This window comes from Petrotoga sp. Shatin.DS.tank11.9.2.9.3, from assembly GCF_003665005.1.
GTDB lineage: Bacteria > Thermotogota > Thermotogae > Petrotogales > Petrotogaceae > Petrotoga > Petrotoga mobilis.
The window spans coordinates 87419-104026 of record NZ_JGVT01000006.1; the positions used below are offsets into that span (position 1 = coordinate 87419).

The following is a 16608-nucleotide window of genomic DNA, read 5'->3' on the forward strand; positions in this document are numbered from 1 at the left end:
TCTAAACGGCACTCTTTTCATATTCTGAATCATAGAGATGACAGGCAACTTCTTGGTTTTCAACATTTTTCAAAATGGGTTCTTTAATTTTACAAATTTCTTTTGCATACGGGCATCGAGGATGAAACCTACAACCTGTAGGGATGTTAACGGCATTTGGAACTTCCCCTTGAGGTATTATTCTTCTTTTCTTGCTCTTGGGGTCAGGTTCAGGAACGGCTGATATTAGAGCTTGAGTGTACGGATGTTTGGGTTTTGTATATATTTGCTCAAAATTTCCAACTTCGATAATTTTGCCCAAGTACATTACGGCGATTCTGTCACATATATATTTGGTTGTAGCTAAATCATGTGTGATGAAAAGATAAGTCAGATCAAAATCGTTTTTTAAGTTGATCATCAGTTGCAACAATTGGGATCTAACAGAGACATCCAACATCGCAACTGCTTCATCCGCCACAACAAAAGTAGGCTTTAAGATCAAAGCTCTTGCTATTACAACCCTTTGCCTTTGACCACCAGATAAATCACGAGGATATCTATAATAATACTCACTTGCAGGTGATAACTGTACCCTTTCCAACATCTCCATAACAAGCTTTTGTCTTTCGGAATGGTCTTTGCCAATATTGTGTATTTCTAGAGGATGCATCACAGCCTCACCGATCCTCATATGAGGGTTCAAGGCTGCAAGTGGGTCTTGAAAGATTATTTGAATCTCTTTTCTTATGTGTTTTAATTCTTTTTTTGTTAATGTACTGATGTCTTTTTCTTTGAATAAAATTTTTCCTTCAGTGGGATCTTCTAACCTTGTAATCAGCCTACCTGTAGTTGTTTTCCCGCTTCCTGATTCACCAACTAAACCAAGAGTTTCACCTTTTTTTACTTCAAAATTAATCTCATCTACCGCCCTTACGTATTTTGGTGGAGTTCTAGTTAAAACTTCCCCCACCGTTCTTTTTAGAGGAAAATATTTTTTCAAACCTTGAACTTTTAAGATTGTATTTTCAGTCATTAGTACCACCTACATTTACATTATTTAAATCTTGAGAATTTTCATAAAGCCAGCACTTAACTTCCGATCCTTCGATTAAAAAACTTGGGGGCTCCTGCTCATGGCAGATATCCATAGCATACTCACACCGAGGGGCGAATCGGCATCCTTTTGGAGGTTTACCTAAATCTGGAGGACTTCCAGGAATATATTTTAAATCTTTGTCGTTGATGTCCGTATTTGGAATGGACTCTAAAAGAGCTTTTGTATAAGGGTGCTTGGGATTGTAATAAATATTTTCCTTTGAAGATATTTCCACCAAATGACCGGCATACATTACTCCAATCTTATCTGCAAGTTGAGCAACTACACCTAAATCATGTGTTATAAGCAACATAGACATTTGATATTCATCCCTTAATTTATTCATCAACTCTATTATTTGTGCTTGAACTATGACATCCAAAGAAGTTGTTGGCTCATCAGAAATGACAAAGGACGGTTTTAAAACAAGACCTAGGGCGATCATCACCCTTTGTCTCATACCACCACTGAATTGAAATGTATATTGGTTCATCCTGCTTGGGTCTATTCCCACATCCTTTAGGACACCACCACCCATTTCTATAGCTTTTTCTTTAGATATATCGGGAAAATGAGCTCTTACAATTTCAACAAACAGGTCTTTGACTTTCATGATGGGATTGAGAGAAGTCATCGGATCTTGAAAGATCATGGTAATATCTCTACCACGAATTTCTCGCATTTGTTTTTCGTTCATTTTAATAATATTTTGACCATTTAATATAATTTCGCCGTACAATCGTGCATTTAACGGTAATATTTTCATTATAGCTTGTCCTAAGGTAGACTTCCCACAGCCCGATTCTCCCACTAGGCCCAGGGTTTCTCCGTCTTTTACCTTAAAACTAACATCGTCAACCGCTTTTATAATCCCTTCTTCACTTTTATAATAAACTTTCAGATTTTTCACTTCAAGCACTCTTACTACCTTCTTTCCCTAATTGTAGGATTCAGCATCTCGTTCAAACCTTCGCTGAACATGGAAAATCCTAGTGTAACAGTCATTATAGCAACACCGGGAAACGTCAAAGCCCACCAAGCACCACTCAAAATGAATCTTTGACCGTTGCTCAAATCAAAACCCCAATCGGGAGTTGGAGGAGCTATGCCTAATCCCAAAAAGCTCAACCCAGCTTCTGTCATTATGGCGTCTGCCAGGTTCATAGAAAGCACAACCACTACGGATGGAAGTACATTTGGAAGTATGTACCTTCCCAAAATAGATAAGTTTGAAGCGCCTATAGCTCTGGCTCCATCGACATAAAGTTCATTTTTAACTGAAGATACTTGATTTCTAATGACCCTAAAGTATGTGGGTATGTAAACAACGGCTATAGAAATTGCGATATTCATGATACCTGGTCCTAAAAATGCCGCTATCGCTATGGCAAGAATCAAACCTGGAAAAGAATATATAGCATCCATAACTATGGTCATTATTCTATCGAATATTCCGCCCACAAATCCAGATAATAAACCTAACGGTATACCAATAGCAGAAGCTATTGCCACAGAAACAAAAGCTATTGTTAAGGCTATTCTAGCCCCATAAACGACCCTACTAAATACGTCCCTACCGAGGTTGTCTGTTCCAAACCAAAATTCATTACTCGGAGGGGTTAAAGATCTTCCAACCCTTTCTGTAGGGTCGTAAGGAGCTATTTGAGGTGAAAAAATGGCTAAAAAAATGTAAAAAATTAAAATAACCATACCTATGAAGGTAAGCCATGCATTGGAACCTCTAAAGAATCTGGAGAAGCCCTTTCCAATCTTCGATGAAATGAATTTATGTTCTTCCAATTTTATACCCTCCTCAGTACCTTACTCTTGGGTCTATTAACGCGTTGATAATTTCTACTATGATGTTAATTATAATTACGAAAATTGCGAAAAAAACTATCGTTCCTTGAATGGCGGGAAAATCTCTGTATCTGATTTTCATGATGAGGTAACTCCCTATCCCTGGCCAAGAAAAAGTTGTTTCAGTTAAAACAGCTCCAGCCATCAATAGTGCGAGCTGTAATCCCATTACTGTTAAAATAGGAACTAAAGCGTTCCTTAAAGCATGCCTGTACAATATTCTATTTTCAGGTATCCCCCTTGCTTTAGCAGATTTAACATAATCAGAGGTTAACGTTAAAATTGTATTATTTCGAACCATTCTTAAAAAAATACTTGAGATAACAAGGCCTAGAGTAATACCAGGTAACAACAGATGTTGTAGGACATCCCAGAAAGCAGTCCAGTTGCCTCTTAAAAGAGAATCCAGTAAAAACAAACCTGTAATCTCTTCAAATTGAACTGTAGCTCCGATCCTTCCAGCAATAGGCAACCATTTCAATTGCATTCCAAAAATGAACTGCATCATCAGACCAAACCAAAAAACAGGTACGGCATACATAAGCATTGAAAACCCTCTGGCAATTATATCTACGGGTTTGTCTCTTTTTTGTGCGGCTTTTGAACCCCAAAAGATCCCTATAACTACTGCTACAATAAACGCAAAAATTGTTAATTCAAGTGTAGCGGGAAATCTTTCTAATATCTCATCAAGTACAGGTCTTCCTGTCATTGTTGAAGTTCCCAAGTCACCTCTGAACAGTCCCCCTACGTATTTAAAAAATTGAACCAAGATGGGATCGTTAAGTCCTAGTTCTGCTCTCCTGGCTTCAATAACCTCTTGAGAAGCTCTTCCACCTAACATCGCTGCAACGGGATCTCCGGGAATTATCCTAATAACAAAAAATATTATTATTTAAATTAAGTTATTTTAAATTAACATAATATATATTAACATTTCTTATTATTCAAAAATTAATACGTTTGTATATTATACATTTTTATTTTTTAAAACAAAGATTTAACAATTTTTGTTCTTCAAGTTGTCTCTTAAATCTTTTTAAGATGAGGGATCTAAAAATTTTAAGTTCTAGATTTAGCATAAATAGCCTTTAATCAGATTTTTAATCAAAAATTTTCTTGATTAAGTTGACCCCTTATGATAAAGTATATATTGGGTTTTATTCCAAGGGGTGAAAATAATGGAAAAGCATGAACTAATAGAAAAACTTCGTTCCAACATGTCTAGAGATACCTGGAATAATTGGCTAACAACGGCTCAAATTTTGGAATTAGAAGACAAAAAGGTCGTTGTTGGATTAGGAAATTTATTTATTAAAGAAGCTGTCGAGAAAAGATTCGGTTCAATAATAAAAGAAACTATAAATAATATCTTAGGTAAGTCTGTAGAGGTTGTTTTTAAGGAAATCCCTATTAGTAAAGAACAAAAAAATGCAGTAAATGGTCCAATAATAAAAAACAGACCTTTGAAACTATCAGAATTTAATCCTGAGTTCACCTTTGACAGCTTTGTTACGGGAAATTCCAATAGAATAGCTTATTATTCAGCCTTGGAAGTTTGCAAGAATCCTGGTAAATATAATCCTTTATTTATATATGGAGATGTTGGACTAGGTAAAACACATCTTTTACATGCAATAGGGAACTTTTTGATGGAAAATGCCCCTGATTTGAAGGTTAAGTATGTAACAGCCGAGGATTTTATGAATCAAATGATGGATGGAATAAGAGCTAGCGATATGGAGAACTTCCGAGAACGCTTTAGAAGAAATGTAGATTTTTTATTGATAGATGATGTTCAATTTTTAATTGGAAAAAATACCGTGCAAAGCGAACTTTTTCATACCTTTAATTCTCTTTTTAACTCAAGAAAACAGATAGTAATATGTTCCGATAGAACCCCTGATGAATTGGCAACCTTTCATCCTAGATTGATTAGTAGGTTTGAAATGGGTTTGATAACTGATATACAAGCACCTGATAAGGCAACGAAGTACTTAATAGCTAAGAAAATGGCACAAATGATTTCTCTTCAACTTACCGATGATGTTGCTTATTACTTGGCTGAACACGTTGATACAAATTTAAGAAAACTTCGCGGCGCCATTATGAACCTTTTATTGCAAAGTCAAATTTCAGGTGCGCCAGTGAATATTGAATCCGCAAAAACAATAGTCAATTCAATGATGAGAATGAACGCAAACAAAGTTAGGTTCCAGTCACCAGAAGTTCTTGAAACTGTGAAAATAGATACCGTTATAGATCTGGTCGCCGCTGAATTTAATATAAATAGAAAGGATATCTTCTCATCATCTAGAAAAAAAGAAATAGCATTAGCACGTCAAGTTTTAGCTTATCTTTTTAAGACTACTATGAAGTTGAAAACCAAAGATATCTCCGAAAAATTAGATAAAAATCATTCTACTATTATTCATTCCATCAAAAAAATAGAACATTCTTTGCTGATGGGAAATGAAATGATAAAAAATAAGATCAATAACATCAAGAACAAATTGGAAGACGAAAAAGGGATTCTTACTTTATAAAAATAGAAGAAATCGGCCTCAAATTATGATTTAACCGAGAACAAATTGAGGCCGATTTTTTTATTTATAATAAGCAGGTTGTTTCAGCAAATGTTTTTTAAAAGTAATTTACATTTCTAAACCAACTATAGCTTCCGGTGTTACTACGTGGAAGGTTAAACTTTCAGTGAAGAAAAATTTGAGTTGCTCGTCAAATTTGCTTTCATATCCTAAGGAAATATCTTGACCTAAAATTAATTTAAAGTCTCCACCACGGTTAGAAATTACAAAACTTTCATCTACTTCATGCATAGGTTTAACTTTGGCGTCTATAATTTCTTTAACAACTAAATCCAAAGGATAAGATAGATTCATGGTAAACAAATCTTGCCATAGTTCTTTGTTGATCACTAAGGTATACGGTCCCTCAATCCCTTGCTCCATGAATCTCTTTTTTACTTCAAATAAAGATTTAACAAAATCTTTAACGCTTTCTTTAGAACTTTCCACTGAATTTTGTTTAGCAAGCGTTTGCAACCCAATTATATTGGCTTTTTCTATGCCTTTTAAAATTAATTTATTTTCGAACGAAGCCAACTGCTTAGCAGCGGTTTCTAACCCTTCCAAATCCGGAGTTTTTAAACCCCTTTCGATATTATCAAGCTCCCATTGTTTCAAAACAAATGGGTTTCTAATCTCTACTATAGGTAAAACTTGTCTTATTCCCCATCCCAATCCATCTCTCGGGTTTTCAACGAGTTCGTTTGTACCTAAATTGTATGAAGAATATTCCCATCCATAAGGACCTTCTACATCAATAATTGGTCTTATTTTTAATTTGTTCTTAAAAATCTCCTTTGCCCTTTCGTCTAATTCTTCCCAAGCTTCTTCAGTTATTGGAGCTAAATCCCTTTTAAGAAAATCCATTTTTTACCCTCCTTCATCTTTGAAATTTTTTCTACTTCAATCCTCTTAGTCCCAAATCACCTTTTTTATTTGAAGAAGACTCTTCTTTGCTTTCTCCTTCAACAGCTTCTTCCTCTACTTCTAGCAATGGTTTTTCTGTGAAAAGATAAGTCTTCAGTTCTTCATCCCATCCATCCATGTTTCTTCTTAACCACTCGATAAGCATTACCGCATGTTCAATTTCTTCATCTCTATTGTGCTCCATAATTTCTTTGATGGTTGGATCTTTAGAAACAGCCGCCCTTTGGTTGTACCAATCTATTGCTTCAATCTCCTCTTTTAAACTGTTTAATGCGTATACATAAGAACGATCTTTGTCACTTAGTTCTTCATAAGGTTCGTGGTAATCTTGCATTTAGTTTCCCTCCTTTTAATTTTTGATTGATTGCTCTTTTAAGCAACGTCCTACAAAAACAAAGTTTCTACATCCTTTATCCTCTCAAAATCCTTGTCCATTGTAACTATTTTCAATCCATGGTATTTAGCTATGCTATATTGATAGGCATCATCAAAATCTAATTTCAGGATTTTTCTTACATTTACAACTTCCCTGTACAGTTCCATTGGCAAAAACAGAAGTTTGGTGTGAGGAGAATTTCTAAAAATACGTTCGTATCCACTAAAAACATTATCTCCACTCCAAAGCCTTGTGTTGCAGCTCAACAGAAGTAAATTCCTCTCTTATCTCTGATAGACCTCCTTCCCAGTCGAACTTGAATTTACCTCTCGAATTTTCTCTGCCTTGATACTTACTTAGTAGAAAATCCACATAATCTAAAACCTCTCTCCTCAAATCTTCGGGAAGCTTTTCCATTTTTCCCTCGATTTCTTTATCATGCATAATCTTTGACTCCTTTTAATTTTTGATTGACTATCTCTAGAAACTTTTTATATAGCACCCTACAAATTTACTTTTTCATTTAAAATTATACCATTTTTTTATTTTTTTCAAAAAATTCCTAGATAGATCACAATATATGTTATAATTAACGTAGATGAGACATATTTTCTTTGAAACTTTGTTTGGAGGAATGTATTATGAGCGATTACGATGATGAAGATTTTAAAAAATTTTTAGATAGATTGTTTAAGGAACATCCAGAGCTTCAAAAGTTCAATCTTGAATTTTTAAAAAACGCAGATCCCAGTGAAATGGACGAGATTATAGAAAATCTAAAAGAGGCTGCTTATAAATTCAAAGAAGCAGAGATCAGTGTAAGGTCAGAAGTGGAGGAAAAATTAAATTACAATATCGATGATTTAGAAATTAATTTCGATAACTTCTTAGAGACTATAACTATATTTCCGTTCGCATTAACTATCAACAGTGAGATGTTGAAAGAAAAAGATGCCAAAGGGAGATTGAGCGGTAAATTTTTTGGAATGTATATTGATTTTAAATACGATAACGTTTTTGAACTTTTATCTATTAGAAAGGTTGGAGCAATGAAGGTTGCTAGTTTGATGAGAAACAATTTTTTTAAATTTTTACCAATAAAACAAAAGATATATGATTACATAAAAACCGCCGTAAATAATTATTTAAAGACCACCGGGCTCATAAAATATTTTGAAATAGATGAGATTAGAGAATTCAATATGTTAGTTATATTGAGGAATAAACTTAATATTTCTAACGATAAATTGTTTGAAGAGGTTTTAAGTAATGAGGAAAACGAAAAATATTATATGATGAAAGCATATTTTATTACGGAGTTCGCTATTGCTGTAGTTGAAAAAGATAATATTTAAATTTCCGACTTTTTTGCAAATTTATTGCTAATATAAAAGATAAAGAAGATTATAATTATGTTCAGCCCACTTAAGGCATTTGCTTCCTGATACAATCTCCCTGAGGAAAGAGAATAGTTAACCACACTTACAAGAGGAAAGTAATCCCTTACTTGCATAGTGTAGCTGATGGTGAATTCACCAAAAATTATTGCAAATATCTGAAGAAACGCACTCGTAATGGAAGAAAGCAGAAGAGGTAATTCTACTTTTAGAAAGATAGTCAGTTTGTTTGCCCCGTCGATTTTTGCAGCTTCAATTATTTTATTGTCAAATCCTCGAACCGGCTGGAATAAAAATGAATACGCAATGGGTATGGTTATCAAGAAATATCCCAAAATCAACAACAATACGTACGGAATATTAAATAGTATATTTAAATAAAGTAAAGCCATACCCAAAAATGCAGATGATATTCCTAAAGTAGCCATTACACTGACATTGATGAGCTTACTGTAATTTTTCAATAAAAAATATGCTGTTATTACAGCAAAGAAAGCTGATACCGTGGATACTAAAAAGGAATTTAAAATCGATCTAACAACTGGATATACACTATTCAACTCTTTAGAGAATAAATTCAAAAATGAAGATATATCAAATTTCATATTTATAAAATCGAAAAAAGAAGCTGCAATACCAATTAAGACGATAGAATATTCAAAGATTAAGTAAAATATCGATATTGTCCTGCTTAGGTATCCGGATTTTTTTTGAGATAATGGCTCAAATTCGAAAGATATAGGTTCAAATTTTGATATAAAGATATTAAGCATCGTGAGGATTATGAGTTGAATTAATGCATAAGATAAAGCCTTGGGAAAGTCCAAGGAGCTTCTTAATGTTGTAGAAATAGCTACTTCCAAAGTAGAATATCTTACTCCACCTAAACTCAAAACAATCGCGAAACTTGTGAAATTATATGTAAATACTAGAAATAAAGCCCTTGAAATGGATGGAATGATCAAAGGTAATTCTGCGTTTATAAAAGTCTTAAATTTTCCCGCTCCTTCCATACTGGCTGTTTCAATAAAACTTGCTGGCACCCTTCTAAGAGCCTCCGATATGTAACGAACAAATATGGGAGAGTTATAAAAGATATGAGCTAAAATTATCGCTTTCAACGTGTACATAATATTTAAATTAAAACCTAATTTTGAAAGTATACCAACTGAAGAATAAACAAGAGTGAAAGCCATAACTGCCGAGACCGGAGGAAAAAAGAAAGGGATGAAAATCGTGTTGTCTAATAATTTAGATATGATCCCTTCATTTCTTGAAGTAAAATACGCCGGAATCAAAGTTATAAACATTGACAACACAGATGAAAGAAAGGCTTGATAAAAAGTAAAACCAAGGATCCGCCACGTACGCGGATCCAGGAAATTAACTAAACCTTCCAAACGAAAAAAATCTTTAAATAAAAAAGAAAAAGGAATCAACCACAAACTCAAAAATAAAATAAACAGCAAATTCTTGCTTCTTCTATTGTTCATAAGTTCAGTATAATAGATCCTCCCATTCTTTCAGCCATATTTCTAGATTGTTTGAAATTTCTTGGGCTGGTATAGTCAGAATTTTTTCGGGAACCACTGCATATTGGTAAACCTCAGGTAGTTCAACATCAATTACAGGGAACATCCATTGATTTAAAGGTATTTCTTTTTGAAAATCTTCTGTCAACATAAATTCTATGAATTTCTGAGCTAAATCTAAATTATCAGTACCTTTAACGATACCTGCACCTTCTATTTGAACATATGCACCTTCTTTGGGGATAAAAACCTTGTACTTACTAGATCCGTAATAATATTGCGAATATGCGCTATCAGTTGCATAGCTGACCATCATAGGCGCCTCACCAATTTCGAATTTTGCAAAAGAATCATCCCAGCTAGGACTCACCGTTAATATTGCAGGCTTAAGTCTTTCCCAAAAATCTTTCCACTCATTTTCATAAACGGCTATTGTCCATAGTAAAAAAGCCTGACCGGTGCTTGATGCTCTTGGATCCTGAATTATCAAAGAATTTTTATATTTCGTTAGGTCTTCAAAAGATACTAATTCTTCTTGTATCTTTTCAGGATCATAAATGATGGCAATAGCTCCATAGTCGTAAGGAATTACATAATATTCGGGATCAAATATCAAGGCTTTGTCTGCAACATTTTCAATGTTTTTTGGCTTGTAAGGGATCAATAGATCTTCTTCAACAGCTTTTGCAGCTAAAGACTGATCAAGCCCAATGACTACATCCGCTCTAGGATTTTTCTTTTCCAAAACTAGCCGTGTAAGTACATTACCTGCATCACCCAATTTTACCACTTTTACATCGCAGCCGTACATCTCTTCGAACTTTTGAACCGTACCTTGCTCAATCCAACTGAAACTTTCATAAACATAGACAGTCAATTCCTCAGAAAAAGCAAAAGATAACAAAACAACTATAACACCCAACATCGCTAAAAACTTTTTCACCTTAACTCACCTCTTTTAAATAGTTATTTAGTTAGCTTAAATGAGATAATTTCCAACATGGAATCTCCTATTATTACCCTGTTGTGAAAAATAAAAATCCTGTTCTTCACCAGCAAAGTGAGAACAGGATCAAATTGAATACATATTTTTAGCCTCCCTTCGCTGGTATTATCCAGATCAGGTAGTCAGGGTCGATACCTTTTTGGCATCCTCTCAGCCTTTCAGCTCCCCTGGCCATTTATTATTTACTTTCAAGATTATTATACCACATTTTTTTAAAATATGATAAAATATTTCAGAAATTATTTTCGAAAGACAATCTTATTATTTAAGGGAAGGAGCCAAAACATGAGAATTTCAGAATTAGAAAAGATAATCAAAAATGAAACAAGAAGGGTTGAAAAGGAATTCACTTTTGAGGAAAGACAGGCAGATTTAAAACCCCAAGAAGTGGCAAAATATATTGATCATACCATGCTTAAAGCTACCTCAACACCTTTAGATATCGAAACTCTCTGTAAAGAAGCTAAAGATAACAATTTCTACGCGGTTTGCATTAATCCAACTTATGTAAGTTTATCAAAAGAAATCCTTACAGATAGTGAAGTAAAAGTAGCAACAGTGATTGGATTCCCTCTGGGAGCCAATACTATACAAACAAAAGTTTACGAATCTGAAAATTCGATTAAAGATGGCGCTGATGAATTAGATATGGTGTTGAATATAGGAAGGCTTAAGGTGCAACAGTATGATTATATCTATGAAGAAATACATGCTATTTCTTCATTGACTAAAGATGCTAAAAAATTGTTAAAAGTTATAATTGAAACCTGTTATCTTTCGAAGGAAGAAAAGATAGCTGCCGTTGTAATTTCAAAACTAGCTGGAGCGGATTTTGTTAAAACTTCTACAGGCTTTGGAAGTGGAGGGGCTGAATTAGAGGACGTGGCATTGATGAATTTCCTCGCAGGAAATGAAATGAAAGTAAAAGCATCCGGAGGTATTAAAGACTTGGAAACAGCTTTAAAAATGATAGGTTGTGGAGCTGATAGAATAGGAACAAGCTCAGGATTAAAGATAATTCAAGAGAGCAAATAAATAAAGGAGCGCTTTCGCGCTCCTTGGTGTATTTTGGGTTTAGATTATGGTATACACTTATAAGGGTTATAAGGGTCTTACATTTGAAGCTTGAGGACCTTTGTCACCTTCGACAACTTCAAATTCAACTTCTTGATCTTCTTCTAACTTTCTGTAGCCATCCATTTGAACAGCTGAGAAGTGTACAAATACATCGTTCCCATCTTCCCCTGTGATGAAGCCATAACCTTTCTTTGAATCAAACCACTTTACTTTACCTTTCACTTTGTTACCTCCAAATTTCTACCGCGCCACCCATTGCAGCATACGGAATGTGTTGCAAAAGTATTATAATACAAAATGGATAGGAATGCAAGTTAATTTTTTATAAACAGTATATGAATTATGAGTAAACCTAGCTAAAAGATAATTAGGTACAACATTTTAAACAAACGTACAAGAAAAGACTTGACAAGTTAAAAAATAATTGCTAAATTTATTCTGTAGTGAAGTTTTGCCTATTATTAGTCATCATTAAAAAAATATAATTAAAATGAATTTGTGGGGTTTTAGTTTTTTTATGCCCCTTTAATTGAGATTAACTGAAAATCAAGGAGGAAATTGAATGATCGATGTAGGAGACTTAAGAAAAGGAGATTTTATAGTTTATCAAAACGAAATGTACCGTGTAATTGAAGCCAATAAGCATTTTATGGGAAGAGGCAGCGGATTAATTAGAACCCGCCTAAAAAGTGTCATGACAGGATTAATAAAAGAGGTTAGTTTTTCTAGTGGTGAGAAGGTTGAAGAAGCTGATATAAGTTTTAGTAAAGCCCAGTATTTATACAACGATGACGATCATTATTACTTTATGCTACTCGACACCTATGAACAATATTCTTTGCCTTCTCAAGAGTTAGAAGATGAAAAATTTTATTTAACCGAAAATTTGGAAGTCGATCTAGTCTTTTTTAATGGAAATCCTGTTTCTATTCAACTTCCCACAGTTGTGGTTCTAACCGTTATTGACACAGAACCTAATTTTAAAGGAAACACCGTGTCTGGTGGTGGCAAACCGGCAACATTAGAAACAGGATTGAAAACCACTGTCCCTTTTTTTGTGGAAAGAGGTCAAAAAATAAAAGTAGACACTCGTACAGGAGATTACTTAGAAAGAGCATAAAAAGCGTATATATTAAAGGCTCGATATATTTTTATCGAGCCTTATTATTTTTCTTGGGGTTGGTATTCATGCTTACCTTCCGATGTATAAGATTCCTCAATTTCTTTTTCTTCATCGTTAATTTGAACTTGCTTTTTCTGTAGAGTATTCAAAATTTTTATCTCTCTAATCACAAAAAGTAATGTTAACAATGCTGATAAAACATCTGAAATAGGAAATGTGTACCAAATGCCCATTAATCCAAAAAAGTGTGACATTACAAACACCATTGGAATAAATATCAATATTTGTCTTGACATTGATAACAATAGTGCAGGACCAGCTCTACCAATAGCTTGAAATAAAGATGATCCAACAACTTGAAAGCCAACAACCCATATAAACATCGCGTCTATTCTTAGAGCAGGAATACCTTCACTAATCAAGGACGTATCTGTTGAAAATATTGACAGTAGAAAACCAGGAAACAATTGAACTAAAAAGAATGAAACTATGGACCATGTAAGAGCAGCAATTGTTGCTTTTTTCAAAACTTCTTTTACTCTGTCATATCTTTTGGCTCCATAATTATAACCAGCTATTGGTAAAAAACCTTGCGCTATACCAAACATAGGCAAAAAAAAGAACATTAAAAGTCTATTTATTACCCCAAAAATTGCTATATGCAGAGAACTCCCGTACGTACCTAGCAAATTATTTAAAACTATTGCTAGTAAACTTCCAGCAACTTGTCTAACAAAAGCAGAAGCTCCAACCCCTAGCGTTTCAGACATGATATGCCTATCTAATATGAAATTCTTTCTGTGAAATTTCAAAGAACTTTTTCCACTGAAAAAGTAATATCCTATATAAATAACACCAACAAGCTGAGAAAGAACAGTAGCTACTGCTGCGCCTTTTACTTCCATATTCAATACAAATATAAAAATAGGATCAAGAATAATGTTCAATACTCCTGGAACGATCATAGCTATCATGGCATATTTCGCATTACCTTCTGCTCTCATAACGTTGTGACTTGCCATTCCAATTGTAAAGAGTATTGCTCCATACAGGATTACACTCATGTAATCCTCTGCGTATGAAAGGATATCAGGTGTGGCCCCGAAGAGATTTAAAATAGGATCTAAAAAGATAGTACCAAGAATAGTAAGAGCTATGCTTAAAACGAAGATAGCAGAAAAAATATTCCCTAAAGCGTTTTCTGCCCGCTCAACATCTTTGGCTCCTAAACTTCGAGATATTAATGTTCCCCCACCGATTCCTATCATTCCACCAAAAGCCATAATGATCATCTGAATTGGAAAGGCAACAGATACTCCAGCTATTCCAAGTGTACCAACACCTCGGGCAATGTATATAGTATCGACAAAATTGTACAAAGCTTGGACCAACATGGCAACTATTGCTGGTAATGACAGTTCCATTAATAGCTTCCCTATCTTCTTGTCTTCAAGCTTATTGGTATTTTCTTCCAATTACGACACCTCCTCATGATCTTTAGCTTTGTATTTTAGTATGTTAGTGAGCATTTTATCCAATATATGTTGAACGATTTCTTTTTCCTCAGTTGAAAGATTGTCTGTTATAATTCTTTCCCAATAATCATTCATCTTAACCATTTCGTTATAGATTTGGTAAGCTTTATTTGTCAAAAATATTCTATTGATTCGATGATCATTATCATCGATTTTTTTTGTAAGATAACCATTTTTTATAAGCTTCTTGATTGCTCTTGCGGTAGTTGCTTTATCGAAATTTAGATGCTCGTTTAATTCTTCTTGACTTATTCCATCTCCATTTTTAAGTAAGTACATAAGAAACTGAAATTGACCTCTTCCAATGTCAAACCTTTGAAGTTCTTTTTTCATCATCGAATTCATGGTTCTGAATAAACATGATATCTTGCTAATAACCGATGGATCTTGCTCTAAATTAAGCAACTTTTGATTTTGCCTCCTTTAAAAATCAGCTCTCCACTCTTCTAAGGAAGAGCCCAGTGATCAATTGAAACCTACAGCCTGACCATAAGGGAGAAATGGAAACAAAAATAATTATAGAAAAAAATTGTTGCATATACAACCATTTTCCCGTTAAAATTTGGTTGCATGTGCAACTAATATTTTCTGGTTTTATATTTTACTACCATGCTTTTTTCTCTTTCCATCTTCCCTTTTGATAAAAATAAAAAAGGATGAAAGATTCTGCGATATCCCCGAACATATAAGAAAGCCACACCCATGTTAAGGGCTGGTTAAAAATATTAATAGCTACGATTAAAATGCATAATTGTATTCCCCACCTTGAAATAATGCTCGATAAAAGAAACGGAAAATTGTACCCCGATGCAGAAAAAGCACTTGCAAGGCCATAACCATATCCTAATACAACTAAACCTACTGATCCATACTTTAGAAATTCAGTTCCATATTTAATCACAATAGCGTCGTTTGTGAAGAGAGAAATCACACTTTCACCAAAACCAAACGCCATTACAATGAAAAATAACATTGCAACTGAACCTAATATTCCCGTGATATTTGCAGCTCTTTCAGATCTTTTTATATCTCCGGCTCCTATCGCCTGACCAACCACAGAAGATGCCCCCATAGTAAGACCAAACAAAGGGACGAAGGCAAATCCAAAAATCCTGCCAGCGATCCCATTTGCTGCGATAGCCTGATTACCAAAAAGTGAGACAAAACCTAATATAGCTATATTTGAAAGATTTCTAAAAAGTATTTCTACACCGTTTGGCATTCCTATAGTTATTAATTTTATATCAATATCTTTATTTAGTCTAAATAAACCTTTTATACGAGGTTTGACTTCATGAGTTCTGGAAAAAAGAATTAAAAAGCCTATAAGAAAAGCAATGGACTGAGAAACCACGGTTGCAATTGCTGCTCCCAAAACTCCAAAACCCAAGCCTGGTAAGTTGATAAAAGGTACCGTTTCAAAGATAAAAATAGGATCAAGAAAAAGGTTTAGTATGCTAACAAATATCATTATAATCATTGGTGTTTTAGCATCCCCCAAACATCTAAAAACAGTGTTTACAGAGTAGGAAGAGAACATTATCGGTAAAAAGAACAATCTTAAATAACCATACTCTAAACCATAATTCACCACAGTTTCATCTGCAAAAAGAGACATCAATGGTTCCAAAAACACTGCCATGAAGGTTGCAGCTATCAATGCAACCAAAAATTTGAAACTTATAGTTTGTTCAATTGATCTTGCAGTTTGATTATAATCTTTTTTACCGTAAGCTTGAGATACCAATGAGATTGAACTTACACCAATAATCTCATTTAATGAATCCACCATCCAAAAAATAGTTGAAAAAATGGTCACCCCCGCTATCGCCTCACTGGAAATCATGCCTATCCAAAAGATATCAACAAGATCGTAAACCATTTGGGCTGCCATACCAAACATTGTAGGTAGTGCCATCAACAAAATATGCTTTATTACACTACCTTTTGTTAGATCTTTTTCCATATATTCCTCCCATAAACATTAAAATAATTTAATTAATAGCGCCCCTCACCCCTTCCCCACCCTTAAAAATTCTTTTTAAGAACCTTTGATTATTTTACCATTAATGTATAAATAACTCAACTTTGTAAATTGTCAGATTGATTTTT

Annotated in this window: 17 protein-coding genes, 1 pseudogene and 1 riboswitch; of the genes and pseudogenes, 4 read left to right on the top strand and 14 right to left on the bottom strand. The window is 34.1% G+C overall.

Going from position 1 to position 16608, the window contains the following annotated elements; genetic code table 11:
• Position 1: 1 nt before the first annotated feature.
• The 4 genes and pseudogenes from BZ25_RS07045 to BZ25_RS07060 form a co-directional block, all read right to left on the bottom strand.
• On the bottom strand, positions 2-1015 hold the full coding sequence (locus BZ25_RS07045) for an ABC transporter ATP-binding protein (protein ID WP_103064742.1): 1014 nt from the start codon (positions 1013-1015) through the stop codon (positions 2-4).
• Positions 1008-1997, bottom strand: a complete 990-nt coding sequence (locus tag BZ25_RS07050; protein ID WP_121567506.1) for an ABC transporter ATP-binding protein — start codon at positions 1995-1997, stop codon at positions 1008-1010. The genes BZ25_RS07045 and BZ25_RS07050 overlap by 8 nt, the downstream gene beginning before the upstream one ends.
• Positions 1998-2002: 5 nt before the next feature.
• The gene (locus BZ25_RS07055; protein ID WP_012209569.1) at positions 2003-2878 is read right to left on the bottom strand and encodes an ABC transporter permease; all 876 of its coding nucleotides are present in this window, start codon (positions 2876-2878) and stop codon (positions 2003-2005) included.
• A gap of 13 nt (positions 2879-2891) precedes the next feature.
• Positions 2892-3830 (bottom strand): annotated as a pseudogene (locus BZ25_RS07060) (ABC transporter permease); the annotation flags it as partial.
• A 289-nt stretch (positions 3831-4119) separates the two neighbouring features.
• Here BZ25_RS07060 and dnaA point away from each other — a divergent pair.
• Positions 4120-5484 (top strand): chromosomal replication initiator protein DnaA, encoded by a 1365-nt coding sequence (gene dnaA, locus BZ25_RS07065; RefSeq protein ID WP_121514296.1) that lies wholly within the window; start codon positions 4120-4122, stop codon positions 5482-5484.
• Between the two features lie 108 nt (positions 5485-5592).
• Here dnaA and BZ25_RS07070 read toward each other — a convergent pair whose 3' ends face one another.
• Genes BZ25_RS07070 through BZ25_RS07085 form a run of 4 tightly spaced genes read right to left on the bottom strand, consistent with a single transcriptional unit; the run spans position 5593 to position 7270 of the window.
• Positions 5593-6390 carry a family 1 encapsulin nanocompartment shell protein gene (locus tag BZ25_RS07070; RefSeq protein WP_103064745.1) on the bottom strand — a complete coding sequence of 266 codons (798 nt, stop codon included), beginning with the start codon at positions 6388-6390 and terminating at the stop codon, positions 5593-5595.
• A 31-nt stretch (positions 6391-6421) separates the two neighbouring features.
• A complete protein-coding gene (locus BZ25_RS07075) occupies positions 6422-6784 on the bottom strand; it encodes an encapsulin-associated ferritin-like protein (protein ID WP_012207859.1) in 363 nt (120 codons plus the stop codon).
• A 50-nt stretch (positions 6785-6834) separates the two neighbouring features.
• Positions 6835-7092 (bottom strand): PIN domain-containing protein, encoded by a 258-nt coding sequence (locus tag BZ25_RS07080; RefSeq protein WP_121567507.1) that lies wholly within the window; start codon positions 7090-7092, stop codon positions 6835-6837.
• Positions 7058-7270, bottom strand: a complete 213-nt coding sequence (locus BZ25_RS07085) for a DUF2281 domain-containing protein (protein WP_012207861.1) — start codon at positions 7268-7270, stop codon at positions 7058-7060. The genes BZ25_RS07080 and BZ25_RS07085 overlap by 35 nt, the downstream gene beginning before the upstream one ends.
• 197 nt (positions 7271-7467) lie before the next feature.
• On the opposite strand from BZ25_RS07085, the gene BZ25_RS07090 reads away from it, so the two are divergent.
• A complete protein-coding gene (locus BZ25_RS07090; RefSeq protein WP_121514297.1) occupies positions 7468-8181 on the top strand; it encodes a hypothetical protein in 714 nt (237 codons plus the stop codon).
• Here BZ25_RS07090 and BZ25_RS07095 read toward each other — a convergent pair.
• Positions 8178-9716 carry an iron ABC transporter permease gene (locus BZ25_RS07095; protein WP_121567508.1) on the bottom strand — a complete coding sequence of 513 codons (1539 nt, stop codon included), beginning with the start codon at positions 9714-9716 and terminating at the stop codon, positions 8178-8180. The genes BZ25_RS07090 and BZ25_RS07095 overlap by 4 nt on opposite strands.
• 4 nt (positions 9717-9720) lie before the next feature.
• A complete protein-coding gene (locus BZ25_RS07100) occupies positions 9721-10698 on the bottom strand; it encodes a thiamine ABC transporter substrate binding subunit (protein ID WP_121567509.1) in 978 nt (325 codons plus the stop codon).
• 137 nt (positions 10699-10835) lie between these two features.
• A riboswitch (TPP riboswitch) is annotated at positions 10836-10940 on the bottom strand.
• A gap of 106 nt (positions 10941-11046) precedes the next feature.
• On the opposite strand from BZ25_RS07100, the gene deoC reads away from it, so the two are divergent.
• On the top strand, positions 11047-11796 hold the full coding sequence (gene deoC / locus BZ25_RS07105; RefSeq protein WP_121567510.1) for a deoxyribose-phosphate aldolase: 750 nt from the start codon (positions 11047-11049) through the stop codon (positions 11794-11796).
• Between the two features lie 66 nt (positions 11797-11862).
• On the opposite strand, the gene BZ25_RS07110 is transcribed toward deoC, so the two are convergent.
• On the bottom strand, positions 11863-12060 hold the full coding sequence (locus BZ25_RS07110; RefSeq protein ID WP_012207866.1) for a cold-shock protein: 198 nt from the start codon (positions 12058-12060) through the stop codon (positions 11863-11865).
• 340 nt (positions 12061-12400) lie between these two features.
• On the opposite strand from BZ25_RS07110, the gene efp reads away from it, so the two are divergent.
• Positions 12401-12958, top strand: a complete 558-nt coding sequence (gene efp, locus BZ25_RS07115; protein WP_103064751.1) for an elongation factor P — start codon at positions 12401-12403, stop codon at positions 12956-12958.
• A gap of 44 nt (positions 12959-13002) precedes the next feature.
• On the opposite strand, the gene BZ25_RS07120 is transcribed toward efp, so the two are convergent.
• The 3 genes from BZ25_RS07120 to BZ25_RS07130 all read right to left on the bottom strand — a co-directional run bounded on the left by BZ25_RS07120 (position 13003) and on the right by BZ25_RS07130 (position 16462).
• Complete coding sequence (locus BZ25_RS07120) at positions 13003-14436, bottom strand: MATE family efflux transporter (protein WP_121567511.1); 1434 nt, start codon at positions 14434-14436, stop codon at positions 13003-13005.
• On the bottom strand, positions 14437-14901 hold the full coding sequence (locus BZ25_RS07125) for a MarR family winged helix-turn-helix transcriptional regulator (RefSeq protein ID WP_121567512.1): 465 nt from the start codon (positions 14899-14901) through the stop codon (positions 14437-14439). It lies immediately after the preceding gene.
• Between the two features lie 199 nt (positions 14902-15100).
• On the bottom strand, positions 15101-16462 hold the full coding sequence (locus BZ25_RS07130; protein ID WP_199171155.1) for an MATE family efflux transporter: 1362 nt from the start codon (positions 16460-16462) through the stop codon (positions 15101-15103).
• Positions 16463-16608: the final 146 nt, after the last annotated feature.

Coding starts and splice junctions, on each gene's coding strand:
- BZ25_RS07045 (WP_103064742.1), bottom strand. CDS start 1,015: ATGACTGAAAATACAATCTTAAAAGTTCAAGGTTTGAAAAAATATTTT.
- dnaA (WP_121514296.1), top strand. CDS start 4,120: ATGGAAAAGCATGAACTAATAGAAAAACTTCGTTCCAACATGTCTAGA.
- BZ25_RS07070 (WP_103064745.1), bottom strand. CDS start 6,390: ATGGATTTTCTTAAAAGGGATTTAGCTCCAATAACTGAAGAAGCTTGG.
- BZ25_RS07075 (WP_012207859.1), bottom strand. CDS start 6,784: ATGCAAGATTACCACGAACCTTATGAAGAACTAAGTGACAAAGATCGT.
- BZ25_RS07085 (WP_012207861.1), bottom strand. CDS start 7,270: ATGCATGATAAAGAAATCGAGGGAAAAATGGAAAAGCTTCCCGAAGAT.
- BZ25_RS07090 (WP_121514297.1), top strand. CDS start 7,468: ATGAGCGATTACGATGATGAAGATTTTAAAAAATTTTTAGATAGATTG.
- BZ25_RS07095 (WP_121567508.1), bottom strand. CDS start 9,716: ATGAACAATAGAAGAAGCAAGAATTTGCTGTTTATTTTATTTTTGAGT.
- deoC (WP_121567510.1), top strand. CDS start 11,047: ATGAGAATTTCAGAATTAGAAAAGATAATCAAAAATGAAACAAGAAGG.
- efp (WP_103064751.1), top strand. CDS start 12,401: ATGATCGATGTAGGAGACTTAAGAAAAGGAGATTTTATAGTTTATCAA.
- BZ25_RS07130 (WP_199171155.1), bottom strand. CDS start 16,462: ATGGAAAAAGATCTAACAAAAGGTAGTGTAATAAAGCATATTTTGTTG.